This window comes from Actinomyces acetigenes (assembly GCF_031296635.1).
GTDB classification, from domain to species: domain Bacteria; phylum Actinomycetota; class Actinomycetes; order Actinomycetales; family Actinomycetaceae; genus Actinomyces; species Actinomyces acetigenes.
Map to the genome: position 1 here is coordinate 44,214 of NZ_JASPFC010000004.1, position 22,393 is coordinate 66,606.

Here is a 22,393-nt window from a genome sequence, read left to right on the forward strand (position 1 = left end):
CCAGTGACCCGCACCACGAGCATAAGTCGGGTCACGTGCACTCGCATTCGCAGGAGCCCATATTCCACAACCTACTTCGTGCTTCCACACACACCCCGAACTCGAGACGGGCTACAGCACCGTGAGGCTCAGCGAAGGGCTGTTGCAGCCTCGTAGGAAGACGCCGACGCGGCTTTTCGCAGTGCCTCAATGGAGGGGCCCGCTTTGAGAACCCCGCGTGAGGTGGAGGCCAGGACCTGACGGCGCGCCGCCCCGAAAACGGCTTCCAGCTCGGCGGGCCCTGCTCCCTGGGCACCGACCCCGGGCGCCAGCAACGGACCGTTGGCGCGCTGCAGGTCGATTCCCAGGTCAGAGACGGCCCCGCCGATGGTGGCTCCGATGACCAGCCCGATGCAGCCGAGCCGGCCCTCACCACTGGCCTGTGCGTTGGACGCGGTCACGCCCTCCACGATGCCGGCGGCCACGGCCTGGTCGCCGTTGACGGCGTGCTGGACCCCGGCTCCTTCCGGATTGGAGGTCAGGGCCAGGACGAAGACGCCCCGGCCGCTGGCCTCGGCGAGGTTGAGCGCAGGAGTGAGGGACCCGTAGCCCAGGTAGGGCGAGACGGTGATGGAGTCTGCGGCCAGAGGAGCGCCGTCGGACAGGTAGGCCTGGGCGTAGCCGACCATGGTGGAACCGATGTCCCCGCGCTTGACGTCGAGAACGGACAGGGTGCCGACGTCGCGTAGGGCCGCCAGGGTCTCCTCAAGGACCGCGATGCCGGCGCTGCCGTGACGCTCGAAGAAGGCGGACTGCGGCTTGACGGCGGCCACGTGTCCTCCGACCGCGTCAATGGTGCGCAGGGCGAAGTCCCGCAGCCCCGCGGCCGAGTCGGCCAGCCCCCAGGCCTCGAGCAGGTTCGGGTGAGGGTCGATGCCGACGCACAGGGGGCCGTGGTCATCCATGGCGTCAGCCAGACGGGAGCCGAAGGGGCGTCTGGTACGACTGGGCTGGTAAGAGGCTGCGGGACTCATCGAGTCTCCTTGTCTTCAACAGGGGCGACGGGGTGGGGCTCGGGAGCCGAGCCTCGCCGGGATCGGCGGGCGGCGATGTGCTCCTGGAGGCTGCGAACCTGGAAGGGACCGCGCAGCTGGGCCTCGAGGGCCTGGACCGCCGCCTGGAGCTGTTGGACGGTGGTGATGATGGGACGGTCGGCGCCGGTGGTGGCCGCGCGGATGGAGTACCCGTCGGCACGGGCTCCCTGGCCCTTGGGAGTGTTGACAACCATGTCGATGGCTCCGGACTCGATGAGTCCGGCGATCGTCTGCTCGCCGTGGGCGCCAACCCCCTGACTGATCTTGCGTACCGCCATGGCGTCAATCCCGTTGCGGCGCAGTACCTGTGCGGTCCCGGTGGTGGCCAGGACCGTGAAGCCCAGCTCTGCGAGCCGGGCCACCGGCAGGATGATGGCTCGCTTGTCCCTGTCGGCTACCGAGACGAACAGCGTGCCCTCTCCTGGTAGGCCACCGTAGGCACCGGCCTGGGACTTGGCGAAGGCTCGGGGGAAGTCGACGTCGTAGCCCATGACCTCTCCGGTGGAACGCATCTCCGGTCCCAGGATCGTGTCGACCACGCGTCCCTCGGTGGTGCGGAATCGTTTGAAGGGTAGGACCGCCTCCTTGACGGCGATCGGGTCATCGGGATCGGTGACGGCGGCGTCGGCCTCGGGCAGGTGGCCGGAGCGCCTGAGCGAGGCGATCGTCTCCCCTGTCATGATGAGGGCCGCCGCTTTGGCGAGCTGCACGCCGGATGCCTTTGAGACGAAGGGGACTGTGCGCGATGCCCTGGGGTTGGCCTCGATGACGTAGAGAACATCGGAGACCAGGGCGAACTGGATGTTGAGCAGCCCTCGCACGCCCACCCCTCTGGCGATCGCCTCAGTGGAGCGTCGGATGCGAGCGATCTCCGTGTCGGACAGGGTCATGGGCGGCATGACGCAGGCGGAGTCACCGGAGTGGATACCGGCCTCCTCGATGTGCTCCATGACCCCGCCGAGGAACAGCTCGCTGCCGTCGTACAGGGCGTCGACATCGATCTCGATGGCGTCGTCGAGAAAACGGTCGATGAGCAGCGGCCCGGTCCCGTAGACGCCTCCGGGCTCAAGACCGGCGCGCTGGAGATAGTCGTCGAGTCCCTGGGCGTCGTAGACGATCTCCATACCGCGGCCGCCGAGTACGTAGCTGGGGCGCACCAGGACCGGATAGCCAATGCCCTGGGCGACCGAGCGCGCCTGCTCGTCGCTCAGAGCGGTGCCGTGCGCCGGTGCGGGCAGGTCGGCGCGCTGCAGAACGACGCCGAAGGCCTCGCGGTCCTCGGCGGCGTCGATCGCCTCGGGGCTTGTCCCCAGGATCGGCACCCCGGCCTCGGCCAGCCTGGCCGCCAGAGACAGCGGTGTCTGGCCACCGAGCTGGACAATGACACCGGCCACGGGTCCGGCCGCCAGCTCAGCCTCGTAGATCTCGATGACGTCCTCGAAGGTCAGGGGCTCGAAGTAGAGCCGGTCGGAGATGTCGTAGTCGGTGGAGACGGTCTCGGGGTTGCAGTTGACCATGACGGTCTCGTAGCGATCGGACAGCGCCATCGCGGCGTGAACACAGGAGTAGTCGAACTCGATGCCCTGGCCGATCCGGTTGGGTCCCGAGCCCAGGATGATGACGGCCTCACGCTCGCGGGATGCCACCTCGGTCTCCAGGTCATAGCTGGAGTAGAGGTAGGGGGTGCGTGAGGCGAACTCGGCGGCGCAGGTGTCCACGGTCTTGTAGACGGGCCGCAGGCCGAAGGCATGGCGGACCTCTCGTACCGTGTCCTCGCTGATGCCGCGCAGGGCTGCGACCTGGACGTCGGAGAAGCCGTGACGCTTGGCCCGGGCCAGGACGTCCGGAGTGAGCGCCGATGCGTCCTTGACCTCCTGGGCCACCTCCTCAAGAAGCAGCATCTGGTCCAGGAACCAGGGGTCGATGCGGGTGGCCTCGTGAAGCTGAGCAATCGTGGCTCCGCCGCGTACGGCCTGCTGGAGGTCAACCAGCCGGTGCTCGGTGGGCACGGCGATGGACTCCAGCAGCTCGGCGGTCTGCTGCTGGTTGGGGGCCGGTCCGTCCCAGTGGAAGACGGATCCCTTCTTGTCCAGGGAGCGCAAGGCCTTCTGGAGGGCCTCGGTGTAGGAGCGGCCGATCGCCATGGCCTCGCCCACCGACTTCATGGTGGTGGTGAGCCTGGGGTCAGCGCCCCGGAACTTCTCAAAGGCGAAGCGCGGGACCTTGACGACTACGTAGTCCAGAGTCGGCTCGAAGGAGGCCGGGGTGGAGCCGGTGATGTCGTTGGGGATCTCGTCGAGCGTGTACCCCACGGCCAGGCGTGCGGCGATCTTGGCGATCGGGAATCCGGTGGCCTTGGATGCCAGGGCTGAAGACCTCGAGACGCGCGGGTTCATCTCGATGACGATGATCCTGCCGGTGGCCGGGTCGACGGCGAACTGGATGTTGCAGCCGCCGGTATCGACCCCGACCTCCCGGATGACGGCGATGCCGATGTCCCGCAGCCGCTGGAGCTCGCGGTCGGTGAGGGTCAGGGCGGGGGCCACGGTGATGGAGTCGCCGGTGTGCACTCCCACGGGGTCAACGTTCTCGATGGAGCACACGACCACCACGTTGTCGGCGGTGTCGCGCATGAGCTCGAGCTCGTACTCCTTCCAGCCGATGATCGACTCCTCCAGGAGGACCTCGGTGGTGCGGGAGGCCGCCAGACCTGCCCCGGCGATGCGATGCAGGTCCGCGTCATTGAAGGCGACGCCGCTGCCCAGGCCGCCCATTGTGAAGGAGGGGCGTACGACGACCGGGTAGCCGCCCAGGGCATCGACCCCCGCGCGGCACTCATCCATGGTGTGGGCGATGACGCTGCGGGCGACCTCGGCGCCGCAGCGCTCGACGACGTCCTTGAACTCGTCACGGTCCTCCCCGGCGTTGATGGCCGCGGCGGAGGCGCCGATGAGCTCGACGTCGTACTCATCGAGCACGCCGCGCTCGACCAGGCTCATGGCGGCGTTGAGGGCGGTCTGCCCGCCCAGGGTGGGCAGGAGGGCGTCGGGCCGTTCCTTGGCGATGATGGTGGTCAGCACCTCGGGGGTGATCGGCTCGATGTAGGTGGCGTCGGCGACGTCGGGGTCGGTCATGATCGTGGCCGGGTTGGAGTTGACCAGGATGACGCGGATTCCCTCGGCGCGCAGGACGCGGCAGGCCTGGGTGCCGGAGTAATCGAACTCGCAGGCCTGCCCGATGACGATGGGTCCCGATCCGATGACCAGGACGGAGGTGATATCAGGACGAGCAGGCATGTCAGTTCTTGTCCTCGCGGTCCTGGCCCCGGCGGTGCTCCCGCATGAGGCGGATGAATTGGTCGAAGAGGTGCTCGGCGTCGTGGGGGCCGGCAGCGGCCTCGGGGTGGTACTGGACGGAGAAGGCCGGCAGGTCCAGCGCCCGTAGCCCCTCGACGACGCCGTCGTTGAGTCCCAGGTGGGAGACCTCCACCCGACCGTAGCGGCCGTTGTCGAAGGGAGCTATGGAGGGCTCGTCGACGGGTGCGTCGACAGCGAAGCCATGGTTGTGGGCCGTGATCTCCACCTTGCCGGTGGCGCGGTCCACAACGGGTTGGTTGACACCACGGTGCCCGTAGGCGAGCTTGTAGGTGCCGTAGCCCAGGGCACGTCCCAGGAGCTGGTTACCCAGGCAGATGCCGAAGAAGGGGATGCGCGCGTCGAGTACGCCGCGCAGGAGACTGATCTCGGCGTCGGCACTTCCCGGATCACCGGGGCCGTTGGAGAACAGGACACCATCAGGCCTGAGGGCAAGGAGCTCGGAGAGAGTCGTGGACTGAGGCAGAACGTGGACACGTACGCCGCGCTCAGCGAACTGCCACGGGGTGCGGGACTTGATGCCCAGGTCGATGGCGGCCAGCACCGCGACCGGCTTGTGCCCCTCGGCCGGTCCGGTGGGCTCAACGACGTAGCCGGAGGGAGTGGTCACCTCGGCGGCCAGGGCACGGCCGCTCATGGGCGGCTCACTGCGCACGGCCTCCAGGCAGATGTCGATGCAGGCCTGACTGGGGCCACCGGGGTCGGTAGCGCCGGACGGCAGGGCCTGACCGGAAAAGATGCCGCCGCGCATGGCGCCTGCCTCACGCAGATGCCGGGTCAGGGCCCGGGTGTCGACCTCGCAGAGGCCGACAATGCCGGCGTCACGCAGGTCGTCCTCCAGCTCGCGGCGGGAGCGCCAGCTGGAAGCTCGTCGAGCAGGTTCGCGTACGACGTAGCCGGCCACCCAGATACGGTCCGACTCGGCATCCTCGTCGTTAACCCCGGTGTTACCGATGTGTGGCGCGGTCTGCACCACAATCTGGCGGTGGTAGGAGGGGTCGGTGAGTGTTTCCTGGTACCCCGTCATTCCGGTGGAGAAGACGATCTCTCCGATGGTGCGCCCTTGAGCCCCGTAGCTGCGGCCCCGCAGGGCCCAGCCGTCCTCCAGCACGAGGAGGGCGGCTGGGCGGTGACCCGACTCAGACATGAGCTGAACCGACTGGAGCCTCAACGGGAGCCCCGTCCAGGACGGTGGGGCGGCCGTGGAGGAAGGTGGCCATGACCTGTCCCGGGAGCTCCATGCCCGCGTAGGGGGTGTTGGTGGAGCTGGTCCACTGGGCGGAGGCGTCGACAGTGCGGCGCACCTCGGGGTCCACCACCGTGATGTTGGCTGGGGCCCCGACCTCGAGCTCGCAACCCTGGTCGCTCAGGCGGCCGATGCGGGCTGGGGTCGAGGACATGACCCGGGCGATGTCGCGCCAGGTCATGCGACCGGTGCTGACCATCGTCTCGATCAGGACGCTCAGAGCCGTCTCCAGGCCTGTCATGCCGAAGGCACCGGCCTGCCACTCGCAGTCCTTGTCCTCCAGTGGGTGCGGGGCGTGGTCCGTACCGACGACGTCGATGGTGCCATCGGCCAGGGCCTCGCGAACCGCCTCGACGTCCTCGGCAGTGCGCAGCGGGGGGTTGACCTTGTACAGCGGGGAGTAGGTGCGGGCCATCTCGTCGGTCAGCAGGAGGTGGTGCGGTGTGACCTCGGCGGTGACATTGATGCCGCGGGACTTGGCCCAGCGGATGATGCCGACGCTGCCCGCAGTGGACAGGTGACACACGTGCAGGCGCGAGCCCACGTGCTCGGCCAGCAGGACGTCGCGGGCAATGATCGACTCCTCGGCCACCGCCGGCCAGCCGCGCAGGCCCAGCTCGGCGGAGACGACGCCCTCATGCATCTGGGACCCCTCGGTGAGGCGGGGGTCCTGAGCGTGCTGGGCGATGACGCCGTCGAAGGACTTGACGTACTCCAGGGCCCGGCGCATGAGGACGGGGTCGGAGACGCACTTGCCGTCGTCGGAGAAGACGCGCACTCGGGCGGCGGAGGTCGCCATGGCGCCCATGTCGGACAGGTGCTCGCCGGCCAGTCCCGCTGAGACCGCGCCCACCGGCTGGACATCCACCCAGCCGGCCTCACGGCCCAGGCGCAGCACCTGCTCCACGACACCGGCGTTGTCCTGGACGGGCGTGGTGTTGGCCATCGCGAAGACGGCGGTGTAGCCGCCGACGGCTGCGGCACGGGTGCCGGAGTAGATGGTCTCGGCGGACTCTCCGCCGGGTTCGCGCAGATGAGTGTGGATATCGACGAGCCCGGGCAGGGCGACGAGCCCGTCCAGGTCATGGCGCTTGACATCGGCCGGGGCCTTCGCCGCCGCGTCAGGACCGATGGCGGTGATGGTGCCGTCGGTGATGAGAATGTCAGTGGGGTCCTCGCCGTAGGGGCGGACACCGGTCAGGAGGTGGGAGGTCACAGCTGGTTCCCTTCGTCAGCGAGGAGGAGGTAGAGAGCGGCCATACGAACGGAGACTCCGTTGCCGACCTGCTCGATGATGCGCGAGCGGGGGTCGTCGGCGGCCTCGGCGGTGATCTCGAGGCCGCGGTTCATGGGGCCGGGGTGCATGACGATCGCGTGCTCCGGCATGGCCCGGCGACGGGCGGAGGTGAGGCCGTAGACGCTGGAGTACTCAGCAGGACTCGGGAAGAAGCCCCCTCCGGCGGCACTCATGCGCTCGCGCTGGATGCGCAGCATCATGACGGCGTCGGGCTGAATCTCCTCGATCGCCTCATCGAGGTTGTAGGAGACCTCGCAGGGCCAGTCGTCCATACCCACCGGCAGCAGCGTGGGAGGTGCGACGAGCGTGACCTTCGCACCGAGCGCCGTCATGAGGTCCACGTTGGAACGGGCCACCCGGGAGTGCAGGACGTCACCGACGATGATGAGGCGGGCGCCCTCCAGGTCGCGCCCCTGCGGGCAGGGGCTGCCGTCCGCTGTGGCGGGCGCTCCGGGGACGTACCAGCGCCGCAGCGTCATGGCGTCCAGGAGGGCCTGGGTGGGGTGCTGATGGGTGCCGTCCCCCGCGTTGAGGACCGGCACGTTGATCCAGCCGGCGTGGGCCAGCAGGTGCGCGGCGCCGCAGGCGGAGTGGCGCACGACGACGGCGTCCGCCCCCATGGCCATGATCGTCTGGGCGGTGTCCTTGAGGGACTCGCCCTTGGACAGTGAGGAGCCCTTGGCCGAGAAGTTGATGACGTCGGCGCTCAGGCGCTTGGCGGCGGCCTCGAAGGAGAGCCTGGTACGGGTGGAGTCCTCGAAGAAGAGGTTCACCACGGTCTTGCCGCGCAGCGTCGGGAGCTTCTTGACCGCATGACGCTGGGTGGCGGCCATCGCCTCGGCGGTGTCCAGGACCATGACCGCCTCGTCGTGGGTCAGGTCCTTGGCGGAGAGCAGGTGCTTCATCGGGTGGCCTCCTGGTTGCTGCGCTCGCTCGAACGCTCAGTGGGGACGTCTGCGGGGACGATAGTGACGGCGTCGGTGGAGGCGCCGAGCTCGGTCAGGGAGACCACGACCTTCTCGGTGCGGGAGGTCGGCAGGTTCTTACCCACGTAGTCGGCTCGGATGGGTAGCTCCCGGTGGCCGCGGTCCACGAGCGTGGCCAGCTGCACGGCCCGGGGGCGGCCGATGGCGCCCAGGGCGTCGAGGGCGGCTCGGATGGTGCGCCCTGAGTAGAGGACGTCGTCGACGAGGATGACGACCTTGCCGTCAATGCCGCCCTGGGGGATCTCAGTGGGACGGGGAACTCGGATGGGGTGGCGTCCCAGGTCATCGCGGTACATGGTGATGTCCAAGGTGCCGACCGGGACCTTGGCGGCGGCCTGCGCCTGCCCCGCCTGCTCGGACCACTGCGTGCCTTCGCCCGAGGCGACGGCGAGTGCGTCGACGAGTCTGTGCGCGAGTGGTGCTCCCCCGCTGGGGATCCCGAGGACGACGATGTCCTGAGTCCCGTGGTTGCGCTCCAGGATCTCGTGCGCGATACGGAACAGGGAGCGGGCTATATCGGGAGGTCCGAGGATCTCCTTGCCCTGGATCGGTGCGCTCAAGGCGCCTGACAAACTTTCGGCCATTTCAGGCCTCCTTCCCCGCCTCTCTGGACGGACTTAAAGGATGTTGGTCGGCATCGAGTGTACGTCACCTCCGGCGGGTTGTGCTCGCCCACACAGCACGACCTTCGGAGACGAAGGTCACGCCGACGGCTGCTAAACGGCTCAGCACCTGATGACAGTCGCAGCAGGACGTGTTTCGCGCCTACAAATCGTCCGTAACAATGTTTAGTCTTAGCCCAATGCTCAGGCGTCGTCAGACGCTGACTGCGAGATCGTCACAACATGTCGAGAGCTTGAGAAGTGAGTGCCGGATCCATCTGAGCCCGATTGAGAGCTGAACGATGTCGCAGAGCAGGCAAGATCCGGTGTTGCTGCTGCGTCAGCGACTTCTTCTCAAGCAAGGAATGCCCTCATGACACTCCCTACTCGACGTTTGATCATCACCGGCCTCAGTGCCGGGGCAGGACTAGCCGCCGCCAGTCTCGCCTCCCCCTCGCCGGCAGCGGCAGCGGAGTCCTCCTACGACTTCAGCAGCGTCATCTTCAATGAGCAGTTCTCTGACGGGACGGATTTCTCCCCGTCACGGTGGCGGGACAACCGCTCGGAGCCCGAGTCCTGCGCCAGCTACGACTGGGGGGTGTTCACGCATGACACCCACAGCGTCAGCAACGGTGTCGGGCACGTCCTGTGGCGCAAGCGCGCCACTCCCCTTAAGGGCTTCCAGAACCGCTTCGACAAGGAGCCGACCCTGCGCTACGTCAACCAAGCCTTTGTCACCACGCAGGGGCTGTTCTCCTTCGTCTATGGCTCCTTGGAGACCAGGGCTCGTTTCCCCCAGTCGGCTGAGGGTCTCTTCGCCGGCATCTGGTTGCGGGCTGACGACAATGACAACGGCGGCGAGATCGATGTCGTGGAGACCTACGGCGGAGGTAGTGCCACCGGCATCGCCGAGTCGACTGTGCACTACGGCCAGGCGGGGGGCAAAGGAAGCAACCTGGGGGTCTCGCCGCGGCCCGATCTCACCCAGTGGCACACCTACGGGATGGAGAAGACCCCCGAGAGCATTCTCTTCCTCTTCGACGGTCAGCCCTACCACGAGGTCTCACGTTCGGCATCGCAGAAGGAGTTCGATGAGTGCTTCGGTGACGACGCCGCTTACCACATCTGCCTGACCACGCACAGCGGTAGCATCCACCGGGGGCGGCTCAAGCACGAGGGCTTCATGCAGGCCCAGGTGGATATTGACTACATCGTCGTACGGGCCATGGATGACTAGCTGATGCGGCGCCCCTCAGCCTGCGCTCCGGCCCCTTCGCCAGGACACGTTGGCGCGGGCTGAGGGGATTGCGCGGGCGCCCGAGTTCTCATCGACGCCAGAAACAACTCATGCGGGCTGCGTTCCCGGGGCCTGAGACGCTCTGACCGCCGGGTCCAGCGCCTTGCTCATACGGAGCAGAAAGACGAACCCCACCGCGATCAGAGCCTCCACCAGGTCGCAGGCGACAAGCATTGAATTGAAGACGTAGGTGTAGGTGTGGGTGTACCCATCATCGGTGCCGTGGTAGATCTGCCAGAACAAGGTGGCATAAATGACGAGGGTAGGAAGTCCCGCCACGATACTCGCGGCCAGCAGAGCCGACGTTGGCATCTTGGCCTCGACCCATCCGTCAGGCTGGACCTGAGGCGTGCGGGAATGCGCCCGAATACAAGCGATGAGAGCACGGATGAACGTAGTGATCCACCCGAGGCCGACGACGAACGGGCCGGCGATCATCATGAGAAGAGCAAGGAACGCGAATCCCAGGGACGGCAAGTTGTTAGCGACGAATAGTGAGGTAGTGATAATCACCTGGATGATCATGGTGATGAGCCCGATGATGCCGCTGGCGACCGAGACCTTGCGGGTCGCGAAGCGCTTGCGCTGAACCGTCGTCAGGACCGGGTCATTCCAGCCGAGGCCAGGAGCAGGAGCCGGTCCCACCGGGGGGTCGTAGCGGCCGTAAGGAACAGGCATGGGAGTGTTCCGCACGTAGCCGGCGTCCTTGATACGGGGGTCGTTGTTGGGATTCTGGGGAGGTAGGTGACTCACGGGGTACTCCAGCATCGACAAAGGGGATGGCCTCAGCCTAGGCGACCGGAGTCGGATGGGCGCAGCTCACGGCATAGGGAGCCCGCCCCACACCGTGAGCCCCTCGCCCCATGGCTCAGTGCTCAGCATCCCGCACTGAGCGGCGTCGACGAGCATCTCAGTGGCTCGCCGGCGCCCGAGTTCTCATCGGCGCCAGGAACAGTTCATGCGGACTGCATTCCCGGGGCCTGAGACGCTCTGACCGCCGGGTCCAGCGCCTTACTCATACGGAGCAGAAAGACGAACCCCACCGCAATCAGGAACTGAGTCACGCCGAAGAACATGAGCAGTGGCTCCAGGAAGCTATCAATGAACTCAGCAGTGCTGCCACGTGAGAACCCCTCGTTGAATATCACGTACATGATGAGGGTGGGTAGTCCTGCCACGATGCTCGTGACCAGCAGAGCCAGCGTTGGCGTCTTGGCCTGGGCCCATCCATCAGGCTGAACCTGAGGCATGCGGGAACGGGCCTGAACACAGGCGACGAGAGCCAGGATAAAGGTGGTGACCCATCCAAGGCCGACGGCCATCGGGGCGAACACCACGATGAGCAAGGACACGAACAGCAAGAACGCGCTCTGCTGCCCCACGTACCCGATGGCGAGGAATATGGTGACGATGATGATCATCTGAATCATCATGGTAATGACCCCGATGATGCTGCTTGAGAGCGAGACCGTGCGAGTCGCGGAGCGCTTGCGCTCGCATGTGAGGACCGGGTCGTTCCAGGCGAATCCGAGAACCGGGGTCAGTCCCATCGGGGGGTAGGGGCCGTAAGAAACAGGCATGGGTCCGTTCCACGGATAACCTCCGGGCGCTGCTGAAGACGGCGGGAAGCCTCCGAGAGGATAGGGCCCGGCGGGGTAGGCCATTCCCGATCCCGCCCAGGGGTAGACGGCCCCGTGGGGGCCGGCCAGTACGGCTACAGGGTTGTCGACGCCGCTTGCCCCGTCCAGCGGTGCGCCGGTGCCCTTGATGTAGGGGTAGTCGTTGGGATCCTGGGGAGGTAGCTGACTCACGGGGTACTCCAACATCGGCAGAGGGGGCGGCCTCAGCCTAGGCCACTGGTGCCGGACGGGCGCAGTTCACGGCATAGGGAATCCTCCCCATGCCGTGAGCCCCTCTCGCCCCATGCCTCAGCGCAACGTGTCCGCGAGGTCCCCGATACGCCCCAGAAGTCCTCCGAGGTACCTGGGGGACTCGTCAGTGGACAGCATCCGGCTCAGCGTCATGGCCTCATCCACGGCGACTGGCGCATCCACCTCGTCGTTGTAGACGATCTCCCAGGTGGCAACTCGCGCAATGGCACGGTCGACAGCCGGCATGCGCCCCAGGGTCCATCCCTGGGCGTAGGTCTGGATCGTCTCATCGACGTCGCCCAGGTGGTCGCACACGCCGTTGAGGATCTCCCGCGTGTAGGCAGGGGCCTCGGTGTGGTTGGCCGAGCTGACGGCGCGCAGCTGCGCGAAGGAGCGCAGCTCCTCAGTGTCCTCAGCACTCAGCATCCCGCGCTGATCGGCCTCGAAGAGGATCTCGATGGCACGCCGGCGCGCCTTGGTGCGGGCGGTGACCGGGTGGCGCGACGCGGGGCTCGAGTGGGTCAAGCCCTCCTCGGGATGCTCGGTCATCAGTCGTTGACGCGGGAGATGTAGGAGCCGGAGCGAGTGTCCACCTTGACCTTGTCACCGGTGTTGAGGAACAGGGGGACCTGGATCTCAGCACCGGTCTCGACCGTGGCGGGCTTGGTGCCGGCGCTGGAGCGGTCGCCCTGGAGGCCCGGCTCGGTGTGAGAGATCGTCAGGACCACGGAGGCCGGCAGCTCGACGAACAGGACCGAGTCCTCGTGGAAGGCCACGATGACCTCCTGGTTCTCCAGCATGAAGGTGGCGGCGTCGCCGACGGTGGCCGAGGGGACGGAGGTCTGCTCGTAGGACTTGACGTCCATGAAGACGTAGTCGTCGCCGTCCTTGTAGAGGTACTGCATGTCGCGCCGGTCGACAGTGGCGGTCTCGACCTTGAGGCCGGCGTTGAAGGTCTTGTCAACGGTCTTGCCGGACAGGACGTTCTTGATCTTGGTGCGCACGAAGGCGGGGCCCTTGCCGGGCTTGACGTGCTGGAACTCCACTACCTGCCACAGCTGGCCCTCGAGGTTGAGCACCATGCCGTTCTTCAGGTCGTTCGTCGTGGCCACGAGGGTTTCCTCACTGTTGCATTGCATCTGGGACGCGCTGATCCTACCGCGAGGCACCGCGCTCACCCGGTGACGGGCGTGTCGCACCGATCACGAGTGGCGGGACAATTCGGCGGCGACGGCGTTCATCACCTTCTGACCAGCCTCGTCGGGGGTCGTTGTGGTGGTGTCGATGATGATGTCGGCCAGGTCCCGGCACTGGGCCTGACGCGCGTGGAGCATCTGGACGAACTGGTGATGGATGGTCCCCAGGGCCACTGACCGCGGCGCGTCAAGACCGTTACGGGTGGCCAGGGCTCGGGTGGCGCAGGTCAGGGCCACGACACGGTGAGTACCGCGGTTGACGAGCCTGACACGCTCAAGGCCCTGACGCACTTCCCTGGCCTCCAGGCAGCCCGATCCCAGGGCGACGACGACGCTCTCACTCACGGCGCGCTCTAGGAGCCTGGCAGCGGTGTCGGCCTCGACGCGACGGTACTCGGTCTCCGGCACCGCGACGAGCGCCAGATCGGGGCGGGTGCCCAGCTTGTCAGCAACGAGCCGGCCCAGATCGAGCACGGGCAGGCCCAGGGCACTCCCGATGGCACGGGCCACGCTGGAGCAGCCGGCCCCCGCAGGGCCGATGAGGATGAAGGCACCCGGTGCCGTGGCGCTCAACCGCGGTGTCCTTCTGCCTGGCGGGGCCCACCTGTGACGGCCTCGTGAGCCGACAGGAGAACGCTCTCCGCGGGCGCCTGAACCCGCACGGGCCTGGCGATGTCGTCGAGCAGGACGAGTCGCAGTCGGCCGCCGCGCACCTTCTTGTCGCTCATCATGGCCTCCTTGAGCTCCTCCCAGCGCCCATTCCCCTCGGGGAAGCGGGTCGGCAGGCCGACCGCCTCGAGGCTCTGTCGGTGCAGGGCGAGTGCGTCACTGCTCAGAGTGCCGTTGCGGTGGGCGATCTCGGCGGCGAAGACGCAGCCGACGGCCACCGCCTCTCCGTGACGCCAGGAGTACCCGGTGACCTTCTCGATCGCGTGGGCATAGGTGTGCCCATAGTTGAGGACCTCCCGCAGGCCGGACTCGGTGAGATCCTCCCCCACGACGGTGGCCTTGACCGCGACGGAGCGGGCGACCAGGTCGGCCAGCACTGGCGAGTCCCAGGTCAGGCAGTCAGCGGGATCAGCCAGGACCCGGTCGAGGATGACGGAGTCGGCGATCAGACCGCACTTGATGACCTCGCCGAGTCCGGCCCGCAGCTCGGCGGCGGGAAGCGTGGAGAGCGTCTCGAGGTCGGCGATGACCGCGGCCGGCGGGTGGAAGGCACCCACCAGGTTCTTGCCTGCGGGCGTGTCGATACCCGTCTTGCCTCCGACGGCGGCGTCCACCATGGCCAGCAGCGTGGTGGGCACCTGCACCACGGGAACACCTCGCAGCCAGGTCGCGGCTGCGAAACCGGCCAGGTCCGTTGTCGCCCCGCCTCCGAGACCGACGACGAGCCCGTCACGGCCCAGGCGGAAGGAGCCGAGCCGCTCCCACAGGTACTCCAGGACGCGCGCCTTCTTGGCCGCCTCGCCGTCGGGAACCTCCAGGCGCAGGACGCGCAGGCCCTCAGCGGTCAGCGCCGCCTCGGCCGCGGAGGCGCGGTCGGCCAGCGCCTTGGCGTGGATGATGGCGACGCCTCCCGCGCCCGCTCCGGGGGCGTCCTGGATGATGCGGGGCAGCTCGGCCAGGAGCCCGTGGCCGATGAGCACGTCGTAGGGGCTCTCGCCGGCGACACTGACCCTCCGCGTGCCGCTGCTCACCTTCGTGGTTGCCACGGGCCGGACACGGGCGCGCCGGGGTGAGCCGCTGGCCCTGTCCGGGGCGGTGGCGCAGTCCGCCTGTCCCTCGGCCATGGGGGCCAGGACACTGACCGCCTGTGCGGTCTGGACGCCCAGGGCCACCAGGATGAGCGCGGCGACCTGCTGGGGGCTGAGCCCGTCGGTGGGCACAGTGAGCGTGGCGACCTCGGAGTACAGCGGTGAGCGCTGAGCATGGAGGGCCTCCATGCGCGCCAGGACACCCGCATGCTCACCGTGCTCCTCGCAGCGCTCCTGGGCGGCACGGGCCTGGTCGGAGTCCGCGTCCGGGGCCATCACAGGGCGCCCGGTCCCGTCACCTACGTGCTTAGCGGCGGTGCTCGGGGAGGTGGACAGGTAGATGACGGTGTGCCCGCGCAGCAGGTCTCGGTTCTCGGGACGTAGAACCGCTCCCCCACCCAGGGCGATCACGCCTTGAGCTGCCGCCGGGGAGTCCAGGACTGCCCGCATGGCCCGGTGTTCGCGGTCGCGGAAGCACTCCTCCCCCTCGGAGGCGAAAATCTCGGGAATCGTCATGCGGGCGCGCCTGCGGATCTCGGCGTCAGTATCGGTGACCTGGACGCCCAGGGCCTGAGCCAGGAGCCTGGCCTGAGTGGTCTTGCCCGCACCGGGCAGCCCCACCAGAACCAGGGGCAGCTGGTCGTCGCGCAGAGCGATGGTCGGAACACGCTTCCAGGTCATGATCGTGACTCCCTCTCCGTTGAGATCGCTGTGGGTGGTACCAGTATCGCCCGGGCGTAGCGACTTACCACGAGATTCACCGCTCGGTTCGCCACTGCGTCCGTTCAGCGATGCGGCTCAGGTAGGAACGCAGGTTGCGTCGGGCCTCATCGGCCGAGTCGCCTCCGGTCTTGTCCAGTAAAAGGTCGGCCAGGACCAGGGCGGTCATGGCCTGAGCGATGACCGCTCCGGGGACGACGGCGCACACGTCGGAGCGCTGGTGGAGCCCGGTGGCGGCCTCGCCCGTGGCCAGGTCGACGGTGCGCAGGGCCCTGGGCACCGTGGAGATCGGCTTGAAGGCGGCCCGTACCCGCACATCGGAGCCGTTGGAGATGCCGCCCTCGATACCGCCGGCGCGGTTGGTGGACCGGGTGAGCGTTCCGCAATCCACTGAGACGATCTCGTCGTGGGCCACCGAGCCCCGCCGAGCCGCCTCGGCGAAGCCGTCGCCGATCTCCACGCCCTTGACCGCCTGGATCCCCATGAGCGCCGCCGCTAGGCGCGCGTCCAGGCGGCGGTCAGCGCTGACGTGAGTACCCAGTCCCACCGGGACACCGGTAGCGATAACCTCGACGACGCCCCCGAGCGTGTCACCGTCCTTCCTGGTGGCGTCGATCTCGGCGACCATGGCGGCACTGGTGGCGGGATCCGTGCAGCGCACGGGGTCGGCGTCCAGGCGCACGGTGTCCTCAGCACTCGGTGGGGGTACGTCGTCGGGCAGGGCGACTGATCCGATCCGCACGACGTGGCTGACCAGCCTGATACCGGCGACCTGCCCCAGAAGGGTCTCGGCCACGGCCCCCAGCGCCACGCGGGCGGCGGTCTCGCGGGCTGAGGCCCGTTCCAGGACCGGGCGGGCCTCTGGCAGGTCGTACTTGAGCATCCCCGGCAGGTCCGCGTGCCCGGGCCTGGGGCGGGTCAGCGGGCGGTTACGGGCGATCTCGCGCTCGTCACCGGTCCCGGCGTCGATGAGCAGCTCTTGGGGGTCCACGGGGTCGGCGCTCATGACCGTGGACCACTTGGGCCACTCGGAGTTGCCGATCTGCAGGGCTACGGGGCTGCCGATGGTGCTCCCGTGGCGGATGCCGCCCACAACCCGCAGCTCGTCGCGCTCGAAGGCCTGGCGAGCGCCGCGCCCGTACCCCAGGCGACGCCGGGCCAGTGCCGCCCGGATGTCCTCACTGGTGATCCGAACTCCCGCGGGCACGCCTTCCAGCACCGCGGTCAGAGCCTCGCCGTGGGACTCCCCGGCCGTCATCCATCGAAGCATGGGGTAGATACTCTCACACGTCGATGCCGCCGGCGTCACCCGTCCTGAATCGTCGCTGTAGCGAGGATCAGCTTGAGGTCTCCGAGGAAACTGCGGTAGGGGCGCACGGCGGGGCCAGGGCCGCCAGGAGCGCGGTGCGCATGAGTTCGATATCGGGCTGCTGCCCGGTCATGAGCTGCACCTGGGGCACGGCCTGGTGCAGGAGCATAAGCCAGCCCGGGGCAAGGGCTCCCCCGGCGTGCGCCCAAGCACCGGCGACGGCGGTGGGCCAGGGGGCGTAGACGACGTCGAGCATGACGGCTCCCGCCCGGGTGCCGTCAGCCTGCTCCAGGGCCTTGCTCAGCGGGCCCGCCAGCGGGTCGGCCGCATGTGCGGGCAGGGTTGAGATGACGACGTCGGCTGCGGCCAGGCGTCGGGCCGCCTCGGTGTCGGAGGCGGCGTCGGTCGGTTTCCAGGTGAGGGGCTCGATATCCAGCCCCATGCGGTGGGCGGCGCTGAGTGCGCGTCCGGGGCCGGCGTGCCGTCGAGCCACGACGGTGATCCGGCCGGCCCGGAGCTCTCCGAGTGCCGCGAGGGCGGAGCAGGCGGTGGCGCCCGAGCCGAGCACCACGGCCTGCTCGACCCGGAGGTGGCCATCCGGGGAACCTGGTGTCTGTGTACGGGCGGTCTCCCGCAGTGCGCCGACGATGCCTGCGACGTCGGTGTTGAAGCCGGTCAGGAGCGCCCCTCCTGCCCCACTGCGCTGCGCCACCACGGTGTTGACGGCACCGACGGCCTCGGCGAGGGGGTCGATGACGTCCAGGTGCGCCAGGAGCGTCTGCTTGTGGGGCATGGTGACGCTCAGGCCCGCCCAGGCGGGCCCAGCCTGAACCGGAGCGGCCAGCTCGGCGAGCAGCCCGGGCAGTTGCGGAGGCGCAGTCTCGAGCCGCTCGTAGGACCAGTCCTCCAGCCCCAGCCCAGCATAGGCGGCCAGGTGCAGCACGGGTGACAGCGAGTGGCTCACCGGCCGACCGATGACGGCGGCGCGGTGGCGTATCACAGGCCGACCTCCTCAGCCATTCTTCTTGCTCTCGTTGCCCTCGCAGACATCCTTGTTCTTGTTGCAGTAGTCGGAGAGCTTCTTGGTGTTGGTCTTCTGCTCCTCATTGGTGGAGGCGAACAGGGTCTCGCCGGTCTTGAGGTCGACCGTGACGAAGTAGAGCCAGCTTCCGGCCGGCGGGTTGAGTACCGCCTTGATGGCGGCCTCATTGGGATTGCCGATCGGCCCTGGCGGGAGACCCTGGTGAACGTAGGTGTTGTAGGGGTTGTTGGCGTCCTGAGTCTCCGCCTCGGAGGGGATGCCGCCGTCATGGCCCAGGCCGTACTGCACTGTCGAGTCCATCTGGAGCAGGCCGTGGGTCTCCCCGTCTGTCTGCGTCAGACGGTTCTCGATGACCCGTGCTACCTGCCCGTAGTACTGCTCCTTGTTGACCTCCCGCTCGACGATGGAGGCCTTGGTCAGGACCTTCTGGTAGTCCTCCTTGGGCACCTTGAGCTCTTTGAGGCGGGTGACGGTCTGAGAGACCATCTTCTTGATCAGATCCTTCGGTGTGGCGTTCTCGGTGATGTCGTAGGTGCCCGGAGCGAGCCAGCCCTCGACGTTGCCGCCGGCTTCGGCGGGCAGACCGATAGCCGCAGAGTCGGCGTAGGCCGCCTCGATCTGCTCATCGGTGAAGTTGCCGACCTTCTTGAGGCGCTCCTTGACGCTCTGCTTGGTGGAGCCGGCGATGACGGTCAGCGTGTGATCGCCCTTGCTCTCAGGATCGAGCAGTGCCTGGAGCGCAGAGCTGGCGGACATCTTCTTCTTGAGCTTGTAGGTGCCCGGCTGGATCGTCGTTCCCTTCGGGTTGTTCTTCGCCGCATTGGTGAAGGCCTTGCCGGAGGCGACGACGCCTTTGCTCTGGAGGATGTCGCCGATGTCCGCCCCGGAGGCCCCCTCCGGGATCGTCACAGTGACCTCGCCCTCGCCCTCGCCCTTGTAGTCCTCAGCGTGGGTCGCCTGGGCAGAGGCGTCGCGCATGATCCCGATGGCCTTGTAGCCCAGGACGCCGACAGCCACGAGAGTGATGACGATGACAAGGCTCGTCAGCCAGTGCCGGCGCCGCTTGCGCTGACGACGCTCGACCTTCTCCATACGCCGCTGCCTGCGGCTCTTGGGCTTGTCCTTGGCGTCACCAGCGTCCTCATCGCGCTGGATGCCGAGCTCGGCGAAGAAATCGTCGTGGCTCACGCTCTGCCTCTCTTGATCGGGTGGACTCGCTCACCGGCCGGAACCCCGGACATCCGCTCAGTTGTGATGGCCTGTTCGAGGATGACGACCGCCGCCGCTTGGTCGACGATACCGCGGAAGCTCCTCTCCTTCAGTCCGGCCGCGTGCAGATCCCGGTGAGCAGAGACGGTGGTGAGCCGCTCGTCGACCAGCCGGACGCACACCCGCCGCGGCAGGCGGCTCGCCAGGTCTTGCGCCCACGCTCGGGCGTCCCTGGTCGAGCTCGAGCTGCCGCCGCCCATGTGCTTGGGCAGACCGACGATTACCTCGAAGGCACCGTACTCCTCGACGAGGTCAACGGCCTCGTCGAGGTCTGCACCATAGCGGTCCCGCCTGAGAGTTACCACAGGAAACGACAGGATCGCGTCCTGATCGCAACGAGCGACACCAATACGTGCCTTACCGACGTCGAAGGCGATGCGCACACCGGGACGGAAGTCCGTCGAGGCCGGTTGAGCCGATGAGTCTGTCACGGGATCTGCCAGGCGGTACGGGGCGAGCCGGCTTACCGGATCAGGCCTTGATCTGCTCGGCGACGGCGCGCAGCGCCTCGTCCAGAGCATCTGGGTTCTGACCGCCCCCCTGGGCCAGGTCGTCCTTGCCGCCGCCACCGCCGCCCAGCACCTGAGCGGCGGTGCGCACCAGGGCACCGGCACGTATGCCCTGGTCGCGGGCACCGGCATTGGTGGCCACCACCACGACCGGACGCGAGCCCACGACCGCGCCGGCGGCGACAACGGCCGGCTCCGCATCACCGAGCCGGCTGCGGGCGTCGAGGACCAGCGAGCGTACGGCGTCGGCCGAGCCGACGGTCCCGAGGTCGGCTGAGGCAAGACGGACGTCACCCAGCCGGACGGCCTCTGAGACGATTCCGGCGGTGCGCGCGGACAGCGCTGCCTGTTCAGCGGCGGCCAGGCGCTTCTCGGCGTTCTTCAGGCGCGTCATGAGGCTCTCGACGCGCTCGGGCAGGTCGTCGGGACGGCCCCCGACCATGGTGGACAGCTGGGAGACCAGGGCGTGCTCCTTGGCCTGGTAGCCGTAGGCGCCCTCGCCGACGAGGGCGTCAATGCGGCGCACCCCCGAACCGATCGAGGACTCGCCCAGCACCGCGATGCGGCCGATGTGGCCGGTGCTGGGGACGTGGGTGCCGGCGCACAGCTCCTTGGACCAGTCGCCCCCGATGGAGACGACGCGAACCTTCTTGCCGTACTTCTCCCCGAACAGGGCCATGGCGCCTGCGGCGCGGGCGGCGTCAATGTCCATGACCTCGTCGGTGACGGCCAGGTCCTCCGACAGCCTGGCGTTGACTCGTTCCTCAATGCCGGAGATCTGGTCCGAGGCCAGGGCGGAGCCATGGCGGAAGTCGAAACGCATGCGGGAGGGGGAGTTCTCGCTGCCTGCCTGGGTGGCGTTGTCGGAGACGATCTCGTGGAGCGCCTTGTGCACCATGTGGGTGGAGGTGTGGGCACGTGCGATCGCCAGGCGGCGCGCCGAGTCGATCTGAGCGAAGGCCTTCTCCCCCACCGCGATCGTGCCCTCGGTCAGGGTGCCGCGGTGGACGTGCAGCCCCTTGACGGGGGCCTGGACGTCGTTGACCTCGACGGTGCCGCCGTCGGCCAGTCGGATCGTACCCTGGTCGGCGAGCTGACCGCCCATCTCGGCATAGAAGGGGGTGCGGTCCAGGACGACCTCGACCTCGGCCGGGGCGGTGACGACGCTTTGCGGGACGCCGTCGACGAGGATCCCGGCGACGGTGGCATCGGCGGAGGACTCGGTGTAGCCCAGGAAGGTCGAGCCGCCGCCCATCTCCTTCTCCAGCTCGCGGAAGACGCGGATGTCGGCGTGCCCGGTCTTCTTGGCGCGTGCGTCGGCCCGAGCGCGCTCCTTCTGCTCGTTCATGAGGCTGCGGAAGGCGCTCTCATCGACGTCGACCCCTTGCTCGGCCGCCATCTCCAGGGTGAGGTCGATGGGGAAGCCGTAGGTGTCGTGCAGCTCGAAGGCGCTCTTGCCTGACACCAGCGGGCGCCCGGAGCGTCCCGCCTCCTTCTTGGCCGAGGCCACCGCGGTGTCCAGGATCGTGGTGCCGGCTGCCAGGGTTCGGCGGAAAGCGTCCTCCTCGCCGTAGGCCACCTCGGAGATGGTGCTCCAGCCGGCCTCCAGCTCGGGGTAGGAGGCCTTCATGGCGTCCTTCGAGACAGTCAGCAGAGTGGGCATGGCGGCCTCGTCGAAGCCGAGCAGACGCATGGAGCGCACGGCCCTGCGGATGAGTCGGCGCAAGACGTAGCCGCGGCCGTCGTTGCCGGGACGCACTCCGTCGCAGATGAGCATGAGGGCGGAGCGCACGTGATCGGCGACGACCCGCATGCGCACGTCGTCGTGGTAGGCCTCGCCCGCCTCGGGGCCGGCCGAGCCGCGGCCGTAGACCTTTCCGGACAGCTCCTCGGCGGCCTTGATGACGGGGAAGACCTCGTCGATCTCATACATGTTGGGCTTGTCCTGCATGATGAAGGCCAGGCGCTCCAGACCGGCACCGGTGTCGATGGCCGTCTGGTCGAGCTTGCCCAGGAGCTCGAAGTCGTGCCCCTTGCCCTCCCCACGCAGGAACTCGTCGAAGACGAGGTTCCAGATCTCCAGGAAGCGGTCGCCCTGGGTGTCGACGGCGGGACCGCCGTCGGGCCCGTAGGCGGGTCCGCGGTCGTAGTGGATCTCGCAGCACGAGCCGGCCGGGCCGGGCTGGCCCGTCGACCAGGAGATGTCCTTGAAGGGTAGGAGCTGGATCCGTTCGGAGGGGACCCCGATCTCGCGGGTCCAGTAGTCGAGGGAGACCTGGTCCTTCTCCCAGATCGTCATCCACAGCCGGTCCCCGTCCAGACCGTAGCCGCCCTCCTCACGGCTGCCTGTCAGCAGGCCCCAGGCGTAGGAGATGGCCCCCTCCTTGAAGTAGTCGCCGAAGGAGAAGTTGCCGTTCATCTGGAAGAAGGTGCCGTGGCGCGTCGTGATACCGACGTTGTCGATGTCATTGGTGCGGATGCACTTCTGCACCGAGGCGGCCCGGGGCCAGGGGGCCTCCTCGGTCCCCAGGATGTAGGGGATGAAGGGAACCATGCCGGCCACGGTGAACAGGATGGAGGGCTCGGGCGACACCAGGGAGACCGAGGGCCGGATCTCGTGGTCGTTCGCGGCGAAGTAGTCCAGCCAGCGGCTGCGGATCTCGGATGTGCGCATGGGGTCCTCATCCTGTTCGAGGTGTGCCCGGGCACTGCGGCTCTTGGGCCTGGTGCCGGGGCGTGTGGGCGGTGTGGTGTGGCCGACCGGCCGGCCCGATGGACAGCGGAGACGGTGGAACCAGTCGCCTGTGGGCGCGGATCCGGTCGGGTTGCTCCATGGTGAGCGTAC

At 68.0% G+C, this 22,393-nt stretch carries 18 protein-coding genes; 1 reads left to right on the forward strand and 17 read right to left on the reverse strand.

Going from position 1 to position 22,393, the window contains the following annotated elements; genetic code table 11:
* Positions 1-128: 128 nt before the first annotated feature.
* From pyrF to pyrR, 6 genes are read right to left on the reverse strand one after another with little or no spacing between them, the layout of a single operon-like run.
* Positions 129-1,013 carry an orotidine-5'-phosphate decarboxylase gene (gene pyrF, locus RIV14_RS02435; protein ID WP_075372328.1) on the reverse strand — a complete coding sequence of 295 codons (885 nt, stop codon included), beginning with the start codon at positions 1,011-1,013 and terminating at the stop codon, positions 129-131.
* Positions 1,010-4,369, reverse strand: coding sequence for a carbamoyl-phosphate synthase large subunit (gene carB, locus RIV14_RS02440; protein WP_075372327.1), 3,360 nt, complete (start codon positions 4,367-4,369; stop codon positions 1,010-1,012). The genes pyrF and carB overlap by 4 nt, the downstream gene beginning before the upstream one ends.
* A 1-nt stretch (position 4,370) precedes the next feature.
* The gene (carA, locus tag RIV14_RS02445) at positions 4,371-5,594 is read right to left on the reverse strand and encodes a glutamine-hydrolyzing carbamoyl-phosphate synthase small subunit (RefSeq protein ID WP_075372326.1); all 1,224 of its coding nucleotides are present in this window, start codon (positions 5,592-5,594) and stop codon (positions 4,371-4,373) included.
* The gene (locus RIV14_RS02450) at positions 5,587-6,909 is read right to left on the reverse strand and encodes a dihydroorotase (RefSeq protein WP_075372325.1); all 1,323 of its coding nucleotides are present in this window, start codon (positions 6,907-6,909) and stop codon (positions 5,587-5,589) included. The genes carA and RIV14_RS02450 overlap by 8 nt, the downstream gene beginning before the upstream one ends.
* Positions 6,906-7,895: an aspartate carbamoyltransferase catalytic subunit gene (locus RIV14_RS02455; protein WP_070663012.1), complete on the reverse strand. Its 990-nt coding sequence runs from the start codon at positions 7,893-7,895 to the stop codon at positions 6,906-6,908. The genes RIV14_RS02450 and RIV14_RS02455 overlap by 4 nt, the downstream gene beginning before the upstream one ends.
* Positions 7,892-8,560 (reverse strand): bifunctional pyr operon transcriptional regulator/uracil phosphoribosyltransferase PyrR, encoded by a 669-nt coding sequence (gene pyrR, locus RIV14_RS02460; RefSeq protein WP_075372324.1) that lies wholly within the window; start codon positions 8,558-8,560, stop codon positions 7,892-7,894. Before pyrR ends, RIV14_RS02455 begins: the two co-directional genes overlap by 4 nt.
* A 391-nt stretch (positions 8,561-8,951) precedes the next feature.
* Here pyrR and RIV14_RS02465 point away from each other — a divergent pair, with 391 nt between their 5' ends.
* Positions 8,952-9,815, forward strand: a complete 864-nt coding sequence (locus RIV14_RS02465; protein ID WP_075372323.1) for a glycoside hydrolase family 16 protein — start codon at positions 8,952-8,954, stop codon at positions 9,813-9,815.
* A 108-nt stretch (positions 9,816-9,923) separates the two neighbouring features.
* Here the strand turns inward: RIV14_RS02465 and RIV14_RS02470 are convergent, their stop codons facing one another.
* The 11 genes from RIV14_RS02470 to alaS form a co-directional block, all read right to left on the reverse strand.
* Positions 9,924-10,553 (reverse strand): hypothetical protein, encoded by a 630-nt coding sequence (locus RIV14_RS02470; RefSeq protein ID WP_075372322.1) that lies wholly within the window; start codon positions 10,551-10,553, stop codon positions 9,924-9,926.
* 278 nt (positions 10,554-10,831) lie between these two features.
* Complete coding sequence (locus tag RIV14_RS02475; protein WP_256699258.1) at positions 10,832-11,686, reverse strand: hypothetical protein; 855 nt, start codon at positions 11,684-11,686, stop codon at positions 10,832-10,834.
* 117 nt (positions 11,687-11,803) lie between these two features.
* Positions 11,804-12,295: a transcription antitermination factor NusB gene (nusB, locus tag RIV14_RS02480; protein WP_075372320.1), complete on the reverse strand. Its 492-nt coding sequence runs from the start codon at positions 12,293-12,295 to the stop codon at positions 11,804-11,806.
* Entirely contained in the window at positions 12,295-12,858 is a 564-nt protein-coding gene (gene efp, locus RIV14_RS02485; RefSeq protein ID WP_075372319.1) for an elongation factor P, read from the reverse strand. The genes nusB and efp overlap by 1 nt, the downstream gene beginning before the upstream one ends.
* 90 nt (positions 12,859-12,948) lie before the next feature.
* Positions 12,949-13,515, reverse strand: a complete 567-nt coding sequence (locus tag RIV14_RS02490; RefSeq protein WP_075372318.1) for a shikimate kinase — start codon at positions 13,513-13,515, stop codon at positions 12,949-12,951.
* Positions 13,512-15,380, reverse strand: a complete 1,869-nt coding sequence (aroB, locus tag RIV14_RS02495; RefSeq protein WP_075372317.1) for a 3-dehydroquinate synthase — start codon at positions 15,378-15,380, stop codon at positions 13,512-13,514. Before aroB ends, RIV14_RS02490 begins: the two co-directional genes overlap by 4 nt.
* A 76-nt stretch (positions 15,381-15,456) precedes the next feature.
* Positions 15,457-16,689, reverse strand: a complete 1,233-nt coding sequence (gene aroC, locus RIV14_RS02500) for a chorismate synthase (protein ID WP_075372316.1) — start codon at positions 16,687-16,689, stop codon at positions 15,457-15,459.
* Positions 16,690-16,756: 67 nt separating this feature from the next.
* On the reverse strand, positions 16,757-17,728 hold the full coding sequence (locus RIV14_RS02505) for a shikimate dehydrogenase (protein ID WP_075372315.1): 972 nt from the start codon (positions 17,726-17,728) through the stop codon (positions 16,757-16,759).
* A gap of 12 nt (positions 17,729-17,740) precedes the next feature.
* The gene (gene mltG, locus RIV14_RS02510; RefSeq protein ID WP_075372314.1) at positions 17,741-18,958 is read right to left on the reverse strand and encodes an endolytic transglycosylase MltG; all 1,218 of its coding nucleotides are present in this window, start codon (positions 18,956-18,958) and stop codon (positions 17,741-17,743) included.
* Positions 18,955-19,470 (reverse strand): Holliday junction resolvase RuvX, encoded by a 516-nt coding sequence (ruvX, locus tag RIV14_RS02515; RefSeq protein ID WP_075372313.1) that lies wholly within the window; start codon positions 19,468-19,470, stop codon positions 18,955-18,957. The genes mltG and ruvX overlap by 4 nt, the downstream gene beginning before the upstream one ends.
* A gap of 40 nt (positions 19,471-19,510) precedes the next feature.
* Positions 19,511-22,222 carry an alanine--tRNA ligase gene (gene alaS, locus RIV14_RS02520; RefSeq protein WP_075372312.1) on the reverse strand — a complete coding sequence of 904 codons (2,712 nt, stop codon included), beginning with the start codon at positions 22,220-22,222 and terminating at the stop codon, positions 19,511-19,513.
* Positions 22,223-22,393 lie beyond the last annotated feature (171 nt).